Here is a 12,772-nt window from a genome sequence, read left to right as displayed (position 1 = left end):
ATCTATTCCCCCATTACAACCTCAACAACCACTTCCCCGCCGCTTACCGTAGCCGGGTCGATGATGTTGCCTTCAATTTCCACACCGTTCACTGTCACGGACTTCACGCCCTTCACGACACCGTCCGGATTTGCAACAGAAATTATGTAGGTACGGCCGCGATATTCGCGGGTGACGCTATAGCTTTTCCAGTCCGCCGGAATGCACGGATCGATTTCCAGTCCCCGGAGTCCCGGGCGCACACCGAGCAGATACTGAGTACCCACCAGGTCCATCCACGCCGCTGTTCCGGTCACCTGCGTAACATTCGCCCAGCCATGACGTTTGTTTTCCGGTCCGATGATGTTGGAAACATAGGCATACGGCTCCGCTTCATAGCGTTCGAGACCGATGTTGTTCAGCGCCGTATGCGGAATCATATCGCCGAAAATCTTCCAGGCATCTTCCGCGCGGCCCAGTTTCGACAGCGCGATAATCACCCAGCCGTTGGCCTGACAGAAAACCGCGCCGTTTTCCGCACAGCCCGGATTGTAACCGGTAAACGGATCGGGATCGTGCGGGTAGGTTTTAAAGCCCGGATGAACCAGGCGCAGGCCGAAGTCGGTTGCGGTATATTTGATCGCATTATCCATACCGCTGTTGTTTTGCTCTTCAGTACCCACACCGGCCCAGACCGACCAGGATTGCGGATTGATGAAAATTTTTCCGTATTCCGCCTCTTTGGTACCGACGATATCACCCTCATCGGTATAGCCCCGGCGCCAGTATTCGCCGTCCCACGCATGATCCTCAAGATTCTTCACCATACGGCTGAGACAATCCTGCAAGCGGTCCAGATCCTTCTGCGGCTTTCCGGCTGCTTTACCGATTTCGATCATCTGGCGCAGAATAATCACATACTGCTGGCCGCAGAAAATCGACTCGCCTTTACCGGCACGCGAGAACCGCAGGATAATATCATTCCAGTCGCCGTCAAACGTCAGCGGGAAGCCTTTTTCCCCGAGGTTGTTTTCGGTGAAATCCACCCCGCGCATCAGATGTTCCCAGACGGTTGCGGAACCATACGTGGTCCAGTTGTCCTCCTCCGACAGCCACGGCACATCCTTTTCGAGCAGGCTGTAATCGCCGGTTTCCGAGAGAATCGCATAAACCACCATCGGCATCCACAAATGGTCATCGGCATGCTTGGAGGCCCCGCGCGACATCGCCGGACCGTCCTCCGGATAGCAGGTGTGCAGGGCATGCCCGTCTTCAAACTGCTGTGAAAGCAGATAGAGGCACATATCCGTCGCCCACTTCGGATCGCGGTAGGCTACGCCGACCATATCAGTGGCGGTATCGCGATAACCGAATCCGCGGTAGCCCGGCGCATGCCAGGAGGTGGAGCGCGAATAACGACCGTTATGCACGGTTTGGATCGGGCTCCAGATATTGATCTGACGCTGGATATCCTTGTTCGGAATTTCACAGTCAAATTTACTGAGGTGATTACTCCACCAGTTTTCCAAGGCCTGGAACTGGCCGTCGATTTTTTCCAGAGACCGGAAGGTTTCCAAATCCTGTTTAATATTGGCCATCGTCTCTTTGTGTTTGATCAGGCCGCCCGGGGCCACGCCGAGTGTGAATACCACCCGTTCGGTTTCGCCCGGTTTGACGGTAACGCTGACCTGTCCGGCCGTGCAGGGATGTCCGCACTCGATGGTATCATTACCGCAGTGCCCCTTTTCGACACCGATCGGATTCTGTTCCCAGCGGTATGGGCCGAGGAACTTTTCGCGATCGCCGGACCAGGAGTCCATTTTGCGGTCGGCCGCCATCCAGATCAGCGGAACATCCTCCACAAACGGTTGCGGCGTGTGCTGATAGCGATAGATAACGGCATCCATATCTTCATCATAGAACGTGGTCACCTGCGACTGAATGTAGTAGCCGTAGAACAGGTCGGTGGTCCACTCCAGCTGGGCGAGATCGGCATAGGCAAAGAGGTCGAGTTCCTTTTCCTCCCCGGAATCGTTTTTAATTTCCAGATCATAGCAAAGTGCATCCGTGTCCATTGCGCAGAACAGCTTCAGCGTGGCGGTTACCCCGTTTTTGGTGCCGACAAATTTTGACCAGCCGGCGTGATGCTCGGCATACCAGTCGTCGAGCGGAGTCTCACACGGACGGAAGGTCGGCGACCAGGTGGTGCCGTCTTTTTCGCGCACATAGGTATAAAAACCCGGACCGTCCATCGGCACATTCTGATAGCGATAGTGCGTCATCCGATAGGTGATCGGGCTTTTCCACCAAGCCATACCGCCCCCCGCCTGCGACACAAAAGCATGCAAACGACCGTTTGAAAGATAGTTAATCCACGGCGTCGGAAGATCGCTGCGGTTTATGCGGATTGACTTCTCCTCATCATTAAATGCGTATACGTTGTTATCGTTCATATAAATTCCCAATTATTCGTTATAAATTCGCTGGACAACATGAGCAACCCCTGCCCATATTGACGCTTCATGTTAATGTAAACATCCTAGAGGTTATGCAGGATATGCCGGAACTTGTCTATAGTTTTTTAGTGATTATGTTAAGCATAACAGTAAAAAATGACGGAAGAGGGGCAGAGCAGTCTCTTGGAGATCAATTTACGCAATGGAGAGAATAATTATGAAACTGAATCAGACCGAACCGATTTCATCGGATTTTGAGAAACACCTGAAGCCTGTCGGCCGAATTCTGGAAGATCCCGACTACAATATCTGGGGCTGCTCCCCCATCTGGGGCGACGACGGAAAAGTACACGTATTTTACAGCCGCTGGAAAAACGAAGCCGCCCACCAGGGCTGGATCACCTGCTGCGAAATAGCCCACGCTGTGGCCGATTCTCCGGAAGACGAATTTGAAACGGTCGATGTTGCCGTCACCGGCCGCGGCGGCGATTGGTGGGACGCCATGACCTGCCACAACCCGACCATTCATAAAGTCGGTGACAAATATGTACTCTTTTACATGGGCACACAGGACGGCACCGTTTACACCAAACGCGTCGGCATGGCCACATCGGATTCACTGTACGGCCCGTGGGAACGCACGGATAAACCGCTGATTGAGCCCGACCCGGATCCCAATGCCTGGAATTCGGTCTGCACCACCAACCCGGCCTTTGTACAGAATCCGAACGGCGAACTCTGGCTGTACTATAAATCGTGGCGCGCCACCGACTGGGAAAAAGACCTCGAAGGCGGACTGCGCGTAGCGACGGCCGATGTCGGACGTCACACGAACCGCCAATACGGCCTGGCCAAAGCCACTTCCCTCGAAGGTCCCTGGGAAAAAGTCGGCGACGGACCGATTATCGACCTCAGCCACCTCGGTGAAAATGCACAGTCTGAAGATGCCTACATCTGGATTGAGGATGGTAAATTTAAGATGATCATGCGCGACATGGGCTACTGGAATCATGAATACGGCCTAATGTTTGAATCCGACGACGGCATCAAGTGGGGCGAACCCACCGTGGCCTTTTACGAAGGGCGCAAATACCTCCCGGAACCGCCGAACGGCATCGAGCGCGAAGGCCGTTTTGAGCGCACCCAGGTGCTGCTGAAAGACGGAAAACCGGATTATGTCTTCTTCGCCATGGTCGGCGGAAAATACAACACCTCCTCCGGTGCGGTGCTCAAAATCGACTAAACGGATTCGGGCCATACCGAAAAACAAAAAGACCGGACGGGGCAACCCTATCCGGTCTTTTTGTGCTTTTCCGGAAACCTGAATGAAAAAACACTCAACGCAGTGCTAACTTCGGGAAGCAATGCCCCTTTGCATTGAAAACAAACGTTTTAAAACAGATCAAAACCTGAGATTCGTGCATATTTTTAACTTCGCGTTATTCACTCGGTCGTGGTTAAACAACGCGCTGATTTTTTGGAGATAAGTATATGAGAGAAATTTTATCCATGAACCCCGGCTGGCGCTTTATCCAGCAGGACGTAAAGAAGCAGGGTTTCCAGTCCATTCACGAAACACTGTATGCCAATCCCGCCTGGATGAAATCCGGAAACCACGGCCTCTCCGAAGTCGGCTATAACGATCTCGACTGGCAGCCGGTCGATCTGCCCCACGACTTTCTTCAGGAAAATCCGTTTACGCCCGACGCCGAAGTCGGCCACGGCTCCATTCAGAAAGGGATCGGCTGGTACCGTAAAACCTTCGTTGTACCGGCATCCGATGAAGGCCGCCGTATCCGGCTTGAATTCGACGGAATTTTCCGCGATTCCGAAGTCTGGATTAACGGCCACTTTCTGCACCGGCATCTCAGCGGATACACCAGTTTTCCCATCGATGCCTCCGACGTGCTGAATTATGGAAAACACAACGTCATCGCCGTTCGCTGCGATGCCAACCTGCCCGAACTATGGTCCTACGAAGGCGGCGGCATTTACCGCGATGTCCGCCTGGTGAAAACCCACCCCGTACATGTCCCCTATTCCGGCATTTTTGTGCACACCGAAAACAACATGGTGAAGATTGAAACCGCCGTTCGCAACGATCTCGACACCGACCTGAACATTTCCCTGCAGTCCACCATCATCAATGCCGAAGACCACGCCGAAATCGTCAACGAAACCGACCTGAAAATCGAAGCGGAAAACACCGCTACGGGGTTCCAGACGCTGGAACTTTCCAATCCCCGGAACTGGCACCCGGACGATCCGTATCTTTACACACTGGTCACCAGCATCCGCATCGAGGGTGAAATTGTTGACGAAGTCCGCACTCCCTTCGGAATAAAGGATGTTCGATTCGATGGAAAAAAAGGCTTTTTCCTCAACGGAAAACCCCTGAAAATCCGCGGCATCTGCAACCATCAGGATCACGCCGGCGTCGGCACCGCCATTCCCGATGCCCTGCAGGAATGGCGTATGATTCAGATGAAAAACATGGGAGTCAACGCACTGCGCTGTGCGCATAATCCGCCCACCCCGGCGCTGCTCGACATCTGCGACCGACTCGGCATCATGGTAATGGACGAAACGCGGCTTACGGGTTCTTCGCCGGAGCTGCTCCAGCAGCTCGAAGACCTGATAAAACGCGACCGGAATCACGCGTCAATCATCATGTGGTCGCTCGGCAATGAAGAAATGAAAGTGCAGTCCACCAACGTCGGCATCAAACAGCTGAAAAAAATGCAGCATCTGGTTCACCGGCTCGATCCCACCCGGCCGGCGGTATATTCCATGAACTGCAACTGGCTCAGTATTGCCCGTTTTCATGACAGCGAAAATTTTCATCTCGATGTCTTCGGCGCCAACTATACCCTCACCCCCGACGGCGTGGACGACGGGCAATACGACAAATTCCATGAACGCTATCCGGACTGGCCCATCATCGGCAGCGAAACCGGCGGATCGTTTGCGACCCGTGGGCTGTACGATACTGAATATTACAATGGAAAGCCGATGGAACTGAATGACTTCGGCCACGGCGGAATCTGCTGGGAAAACGAACACCTCAAAGGGATGGCCAGCGCGTATAACAACGGCCTAACGCCATGGGGATCCACCATCGACCAAACCTGGAAAGCCTGCGCCGACCGCGATTTCCTGGCGGCCACCTTCCTCTGGACAGGCTTTGACTATCGCGGCGAAACCTACCCCTTCGACTGGCCGGCCACGGTCACCCGCTTTGGCCTGATGGATCTGTGCGGCTTCCCTAAGGATGCCTATTTCTACTACAAAGCCTGGTGGAACACGGAGCCGCTGCTCCACCTCTTCCCGCACTGGAACTGGGCGGGTAAAGAGGGACTGCCCATTAAAGTCCGCGCCTACACCAACTGTGCAGAAGTGGAACTGGTTTTAAACGGAAAAACGCTCACCCGCCAACCCGTGGAAACCAACGGTTATTTTGAGACGATGGCCGACTATCAGCCCGGCAGACTCGAAGCGATCGGCTACGACACCGACGGAAAAGAAATTTTACGGACGGTCAACGAAACTGTCGGCGATCCGGCGGCCATCCGCCTGACGGCCGAAGCCGACGGCACGTTTGTGGTGAAAGCCGAAATCATGGATGCCGAAGGCCGCTTTGTCCCCACCGCCTCTAACAAAATCCGCTACACGATTGAAGGCGATGCCGGAATTCTGGGAACCGGCAACGGCAATCCAACCAGCCACGAACCGCCGAAAGGCACGGAAAGTTCCGCCTTTTTCGGCCTGAGCCAGGCCATCGTGCAGATGACCGGTGAAAAAGCCGTGCTTCGGGCGGAAGCTGACGGCCTCGAATCCGCAGAAGTTGAACTGCGTTCCAGCCATTGGAAAAAGCCGCCGCATGTGCCCGGTATCCTCGAAAAAGTGGAACCCATTGAAATTGCCTGGAATCCGGTAGATGGCATCCTGTAACCGCAACCCAGGCGGGCTGCCTGGCAAACGTAAAGGAGACGGTTAAAATGGGCCGGAAGAAATTTCATGGTGATCCTGCGCGGTTTGATGTGCTGGCGGAATTTGTCTATGACCGGTTCGGCAGCGGCATTCAGTATATTGCCGATGTGGCCGGCGGTCAGGGCATGCTCAGCCGCGTATTGCGAAAACACTATAATTACGACGCCGAGGTGATTGACCCTCGCGGTTGGACCATGAAGGGCGTGCCGAACCGGGAGGCGGAATATCTTTCGTCCATGGCCGATTATTATGACCTGATTATCGGCCTCCACTGCGATGAAGCTACGCGGCCCGTGGCCGAATCGGCACTGATCCGACCCGTACTGGTTATTCCCTGCTGCAATTTCTGGTCAAAGGAAAAACTGGGGCGTGACGAACTGGTGGAGGCCATTGAAGATTACTATGTCCGCCATCAGGTTTCTTTCGAGCGGATCACCTTTAATTTCAAGGGCCCGAAAAATATTGGAATCCTTTCCTGTCCAACAAAGCCGTCGCAGGAACGTTTCAAAGCAAACAACTTTGAGACCGATCACAATGACTAAACTTTTTTCCAATCTATGGAAACTGCCCACCCTGGGCGTTTTTCTCACCGGCACAGCGTTTGCGGAGCCGCCGCCGGCCCCCAAAGGATTCATGTGGGTGGTCAATGAGGATTTTACCGATGAATTCAACGGCGATGCGCTGAACTCGGAAAAGTGGTATGATCACCATCCGCGCTGGCGGGGACGTCCGCCGGCCCGGTTTATGCCGGAAAATGTCTCGGTCAAAGACGGTATGCTGCAGCTGACCAACGGAACGCTGGATGAATCGATCAGCAGCAGGCATGGCGAGTTCACTCTGGGCGGCGCGGCCGTCGTTTCAAAAAAAACAGAAGCCTATTTCGGTTATTATGAATGCCGTTTGCGCGCATCGAGCATTTCCATGTCGTCCACGTTCTGGATGAGCAATTCAGGCCAGCATTATCCGGGGGTTGGAAGGATTTCGCAGGAACTCGATATTCAGGAAACGGTCGGCGGTTCAAAGCGAAACGAAAAATTTGCCCGCTATATGAACTCCAACACCCATGTCTGGCACGGCGGCGACAGTGATCACATTGGAAACAAAGCCGAACTGCCCACTAAATCCGACGAGGCGTTTTATGTCTACGGCTGCTGGTGGGAGGATGCCTCGAAGTGCCATTTTTATCTGAACAACGAACATGTCGGCACCGTTGAATTCGACACCACACTCACCGAGGAGCCCTTTCGTCATCCGATGCATATCAATATGGTGACCGAAACCTACGACTGGGAAACGCCGCCGACGCCGGAGGAAATCAACGATCCCTCCCGCAACACCACGTATATCGATTGGGTGCGCGCCTATGTGCTGGTTCCAACCGACGGCTCCCTGGCCGACTGGCAACTTAAAAAACTGAAAGAGCAACCGCGCGAATGGAAATCCGCCAACGGGAAAAGCTCCACAAAGGCAAAACTGGTTAAGGCCAAACACGGCTATGCCTACCTCCGGAAAAAGGGCGGCAAAGAAATCCGGGTCCCCGTCAAACTGCTTTGTAAAGAAGATCGCGAACTGCTCGAAAAAGTCATGGCATCGAACTGACCGTTGAATTGTATAAATTCCTGAAAAACATCAACGTTTTCCGGTGGATTCAACCTACGTTTTCTCCAATCATTTCAGCTCACTTTAGAACATTGGAGAGAGATGATGGCTGACCCGATTCCCGATCAGAATAATATTAAATCCGTATCCGCCGAGGGCGAAGGCGAACAGCGCCTGAGCATTGAAAAACTGCAGGAGTTCATGCAGTGGAAATACGGCATGTTCATCCACTGGGGCATGTCGACGTTCGACGGACTCGAACTCAGCGCCTGCGAACCGATCGAAACCTACAACCCCACCGACCTGAATGTGGACGAATGGATTTCCGTGGCACGCGATGCCGGAATGAAGTATGCCGTCCTCACCACCAAGCATGTGGCCGGGCATGCGCTCTGGCCCAGCGCCTATGGCGACTACTCCGTCAAAAACAGCAAAAACACCACCGATGTCGTCGGCGAATATGTCAACGCCTGCCGCGAAAAAGGCATCAAAGTCGGCTTCTACTACTGCGCATGGGATAACACCAACCTGTTCGGCATGCCGGTGACGAAAGACTGGAACGAATATGCACTCGGCATGACCACCACCAATGATGCCTTCCGCGAATTCATGTGGAACCAGTGCGATGAACTGATCGACACCTACAATCCGGATTATTTCTGGGTGGATATGCCCAAAGTGCTTCCGCTCGATAAACGGATTGAATTTTATGACCGCGTTACCGAGCGAAAACCGGAAATGTTCTTTGCCTACAACCACTCCTGCCAAAACGGCACGACGTTCGATCACACCTTTGCCTGGCCGTCAGACATCATGACGCTGGAACGCAATTTCCCGAACGCCTACAACGGCCACGCGAAACAGGATTATTTTCAATGGAAGGAAATCCTCGGTAAAAACTATTACATTCCGGGAGAAACCAACGACACCATCGGCCGCGAATGGTTCTACGCGGAAGACGATGCCGTTCGTTCCGACAAGGATCTGCTTGGCATGTATATGGGCACCACCGGCCGGGGCGTCAACTTCCTGCTGAACTGTCCGCCGGATAAACGAGGCCGCATGCCGCAGCGCTGGATCGATGCGCTGATGCGCCTGCGCAAAAATATCGATCTCGTCGGACTCGATTAGTTTCCTCAATCATCAAATGAGTCAAAAGGTCAGCCGAACGCCGGTTGACCTTTTTTTTGCGTATACGTATTCTAATTGATTATGAAACCGATCCTGCTCCTGACTTTTCTGACCACCGCCATTAGCGCATTCACCGGCGAACAGCCGAACTTACTGTTTATCATGCTCGACGATCTCGGGGCCGGCCACTGCCAGTTTTACAACGATAACCTGACCGTCGACCAATTTGACCCTTACTTTAAAGAGCGCGTTGCCCGGACCCAGGAATATACCCCGGAACAGGCACTGGAGCTTTCAAAAAAAGCGATGCCGGCGCTGACGAAACTGGCCCGCGGCGGAGCCTATTTTCAACGGGCTTATGCCGCCAGCAGCCTGTGTGCCCCCTCCCGGCTGGCTATTGCCACCGGGAAAATTCCACCCGCCGCCGGCGTCTACACCAATATGGATGTGGAAAGCGGCGGCATTAAACCGGGCGAGCACCTCGCCCATAAACTGCACGATGCCGGATACGCCACGGCACATATCGGAAAATGGCATGTGGGCAAACGGGATCAGCAGGTGATTCAGGATGCTCTGGCAAAACACGGCATCACCGAAACCGTATGGTGGGGACAGCTGGGCAAGAAATATCCGGGAATCTGGAACGAAGCCTGGGAAGCCGGCTACTACGGCTCCGTGGTTCCCGAGCAGAATCCGCTGAATAACGGCTTCGACTACTATTACGGCTACAACAACTGGGCCAGCCAGTTTTATGATTCCACGCTCGTCTGGGAAAACACTGAACACGCCGGACGTCAAAGCGGATACAACACCGAGGTCTTCACCGACAAGGCACTGAATTTCATCAGAAAACAGAACGGGAAACCGTTTTACATCCAACTCCACTATCATGCCGTACACGACTATCTGGAACCCAATGCCCCGAAAAAATACTGGAAAGGATTTCAGTCTACGTCCTACAACCTTTCCAATTTTTATGCGCACCTCAATGCGGCAGACCAGAATATCAAACGAATACTCGATTACCTGGAATCGACCGGCCAATTGGAAAACACCTTGATTGCATTCACTTCCGACAACGGCGCCATGTCGGGTGAAGCGAGCGTACTGCCGGGCAACGCCCCCTATACCGGCCACAAAGGAATGTTCCGCCAGGGCGGTATTCGTGTTCCGCTGATGTTTTACTGGAAAAAAGGAATCAAACCGCAGGGAGCGCTCGAGCAGCTCGCTTCCAGCATGGATATTATTCCAACCTTTATCGCCGCCGCCGGCCTGACCCCGCCGGAACAGATTGATGCAAAAAGCCTGTTGAATATACTCTCCGGAAAAGATCCTTCGGAAGTTCACGACCAGTTGATCTGGGCCGGAATTCACGCCCGGGCCTGGGGCTTCAACCGCCACCGTTCGCTCGTCGGAAAAAATGCAGAACGCACAAAAGCCCCCGGCGGCTGGGCGGTTTTAAAGGGCGAACATGTGCTGCGCTATACCGGAACCATCGAAGCCGGTATCTATGAAGATCAACCGGACGGCTGCCCGGACCGCCTCGAGCTTTTCAACATCCGACAGGATCCAGCCGAAACCCGGAATATTATCGACCAGAACCCGGAACTGGCGGAAACCCTGAAAGCGGAATACCTCAAACGCGCCGCGGATTTTCCCCCTCCTGTTGTCTGGAAGAAAGAGAAGTGGCAGGAACTGGTTCCTTAAACTTCAGCAAAAATTACAGGATCATCCATGCAGACCATCCTGTAATTTCGTCCCGACGACTAATCGTTCCAGTGTTCGTCAATGATCTCCTGAATATGGGGGTAGTCGGCATCGGTTTCGTTCAGTTCTGACCGAAGCGTTTTGAGTTTTGCCTTCAGCTTTTTCCGAATCTCAGCATATTCCGGATTATCGTAAACGTTATTCATCTCTTTCGGATCCTGCTTCAGATCATAGAGTTCCCACGCCGCCGGCGTGCGCCACTCCGATCGGGTACCCCAGTCTTTCCGTCCATTGGGATACACATCGGCCCCATAGAAAAAGATCAGTTTATAGCGTTTGGTGCGTACCCCGAAATGTCCCGGATTCGCATGTTTGTGCGCCATATGCATCCAATAGCGGTAATAGGTCGCCTCGCGCCAGCCGTCGGGCTCGACGCCGGTTTCCACAATCGATTTAAAGGAGTGACCCTGCATGTAGTCCGGAGTTCTCACACCGGCATACTCCAGCATCGTCGGCGCAAAATCGGTATTATTGATCAGCGAATCAACGACGGTTCCCGGCTTAACGGTTTCGGGATAACGCATAATGAACGGCATACGCATGCCCTCTTCATACATCCAGCGTTTATCGATATAATCGTGCTCTCCCAGGAAAAAGCCCTGATCGCCGGTGTAGAAAATGACGGTGTTATCCCACAGATCGTTTTTCTTTAGATAATCAAACAGCCGCTTCAGGTTGTCGTCCACCCCTTTCACACAGCGAAGGTAGCGTTTAAGGTAGGCCTGATAAGCCTGATGCGTGTATTCACGGTCCGGCAGATCCGGATCGATCTTCATGTGCATGCCCATATTCCGGATCGTATTCCGCTTGGAAACCGAAGAGCCGATGTCGTGAATCAGCGCATCATCTTTGCCGCGCGTTCCTTCCGAGCCATGATTGCCCGGATCGTAGAGACTTTCCGGTTCGGGTATCAGTTCATCCTCCAGCCAGGAATCATAACGCGGCGCATTTTCGAACAGGTCATGCGGGGCTTTATAGTGATGCATCAGAAAAAACGGCTGCTCTTTATTCCAGCCGTTGGAAAGCCAGTCGAGCGAGATATCGGTAATCACATCGGAACTGTGCCCTTTATGTTTCACGGTCTTAATGCCCGGAGCCCCGTGCTTGCCGAATTTCATTCCGGTTTCAATGAATTCGGGATCAAAATAAGTTCCCTGCTGACCCGCCGCGACCAGAACTTTGTAATAATCAAACGTTGCCGGTTCTTCCTTGAGATGCCACTTACCGATCATAGCGGTCTGATAGCCCGCCTTTTTCATTTCAATCGAAAGATACTGTCGCTCCGGCGGAAGTGCACCGGACAGATCGAGCACTCCGTTGGTTTGCGAATACTGCCCCGTCATAATGCACGCGCGGCTCGGTGTGCAAATGGCGTTGGTGCAGAAAACGGAATCAAAACGCGCGCCCTCTTTGGCCAGCTGATCAATATTCGGCGTCGGGTTGAACTTTGCCAGCCGCGATCCGTAGCAGCCGAAGCCCTGCGTCGTATGGTCGTCGGACATGATAAACAGAATATTGGGCTTTTTCCGAACCCTGGAAACGGCGACAGCTTTCGAAGCCAGCAGTCCGCTGACGATGGCGGTTCGAGTGAAAATCCTTCTGTTCATCATGTGTCCAATCCCCGGGTTCTGATTCGTCTGTTAATGTAAACATGTATATTTGACTTTTACAGACGCAGACAAGAAATTAATGCATTTTACTCCATCAGGTAAATTGTACTAACGGACAGGCTTTTCCAAGGTCCGGAAGGCTCTCGGCTGCATGGCGGAAAAAACAGATATCTAAAGAACAATGGAATTAAAAAGGGAATCAGGGCACAAAAATCGTCCCTGCAATGCGCAGGCGGACCT

Annotated in this window: 8 protein-coding genes; 6 read left to right on the top strand and 2 right to left on the bottom strand. The window is 53.2% G+C overall.

Annotation, left to right across the window (positions count from 1 at the left end):
• Positions 1-2: 2 nt before the first annotated feature.
• Entirely contained in the window at positions 3-2,432 is a 2,430-nt protein-coding gene (locus P9H32_RS17470) for a GH36-type glycosyl hydrolase domain-containing protein (RefSeq protein ID WP_322610208.1), read from the bottom strand.
• A gap of 220 nt (positions 2,433-2,652) precedes the next feature.
• Between P9H32_RS17470 and P9H32_RS17465 the strand changes: the two genes are divergently transcribed.
• The 6 genes from P9H32_RS17465 (at position 2,653) to P9H32_RS17440 (ending at position 10,862) form a co-directional block, all read left to right on the top strand.
• A complete protein-coding gene (locus P9H32_RS17465) occupies positions 2,653-3,678 on the top strand; it encodes a glycoside hydrolase family protein (protein ID WP_322610207.1) in 1,026 nt (341 codons plus the stop codon).
• 248 nt (positions 3,679-3,926) lie between these two features.
• Positions 3,927-6,386: a beta-galactosidase GalA gene (galA, locus tag P9H32_RS17460; RefSeq protein WP_322610206.1), complete on the top strand. Its 2,460-nt coding sequence runs from the start codon at positions 3,927-3,929 to the stop codon at positions 6,384-6,386.
• A 47-nt stretch (positions 6,387-6,433) separates the two neighbouring features.
• Positions 6,434-6,967 (top strand): hypothetical protein, encoded by a 534-nt coding sequence (locus P9H32_RS17455; protein WP_322610205.1) that lies wholly within the window; start codon positions 6,434-6,436, stop codon positions 6,965-6,967.
• Complete coding sequence (locus P9H32_RS17450) at positions 6,960-8,024, top strand: SHD1 domain-containing protein (protein WP_322610204.1); 1,065 nt, start codon at positions 6,960-6,962, stop codon at positions 8,022-8,024. The genes P9H32_RS17455 and P9H32_RS17450 overlap by 8 nt, the downstream gene beginning before the upstream one ends.
• A gap of 105 nt (positions 8,025-8,129) precedes the next feature.
• Positions 8,130-9,155 (top strand): alpha-L-fucosidase, encoded by a 1,026-nt coding sequence (locus P9H32_RS17445; protein WP_322610203.1) that lies wholly within the window; start codon positions 8,130-8,132, stop codon positions 9,153-9,155.
• Positions 9,156-9,236: 81 nt separating this feature from the next.
• Positions 9,237-10,862, top strand: coding sequence for a sulfatase family protein (locus tag P9H32_RS17440; RefSeq protein WP_322610202.1), 1,626 nt, complete (start codon positions 9,237-9,239; stop codon positions 10,860-10,862).
• Positions 10,863-10,921: 59 nt separating this feature from the next.
• Here the strand turns inward: P9H32_RS17440 and P9H32_RS17435 are convergent, their stop codons facing one another.
• Positions 10,922-12,532, bottom strand: coding sequence for a sulfatase family protein (locus P9H32_RS17435; protein ID WP_322610201.1), 1,611 nt, complete (start codon positions 12,530-12,532; stop codon positions 10,922-10,924).
• Positions 12,533-12,772: the final 240 nt, after the last annotated feature.

It is taken from the genome of Pontiella agarivorans (assembly GCF_034531395.1).
GTDB lineage: Bacteria > Verrucomicrobiota > Kiritimatiellia > Kiritimatiellales > Pontiellaceae > Pontiella > Pontiella agarivorans.
Note: the sequence above shows the minus strand (reverse complement) of the source record. Positions and strands in the feature narration are given on the sequence as shown.

Coding starts and splice junctions, on each gene's coding strand:
- P9H32_RS17470 (WP_322610208.1), bottom strand. CDS start 2,432: ATGAACGATAACAACGTATACGCATTTAATGATGAGGAGAAGTCAATC.
- P9H32_RS17465 (WP_322610207.1), top strand. CDS start 2,653: ATGAAACTGAATCAGACCGAACCGATTTCATCGGATTTTGAGAAACAC.
- galA (WP_322610206.1), top strand. CDS start 3,927: ATGAGAGAAATTTTATCCATGAACCCCGGCTGGCGCTTTATCCAGCAG.
- P9H32_RS17455 (WP_322610205.1), top strand. CDS start 6,434: ATGGGCCGGAAGAAATTTCATGGTGATCCTGCGCGGTTTGATGTGCTG.
- P9H32_RS17450 (WP_322610204.1), top strand. CDS start 6,960: ATGACTAAACTTTTTTCCAATCTATGGAAACTGCCCACCCTGGGCGTT.
- P9H32_RS17445 (WP_322610203.1), top strand. CDS start 8,130: ATGGCTGACCCGATTCCCGATCAGAATAATATTAAATCCGTATCCGCC.
- P9H32_RS17440 (WP_322610202.1), top strand. CDS start 9,237: ATGAAACCGATCCTGCTCCTGACTTTTCTGACCACCGCCATTAGCGCA.
- P9H32_RS17435 (WP_322610201.1), bottom strand. CDS start 12,532: ATGATGAACAGAAGGATTTTCACTCGAACCGCCATCGTCAGCGGACTG.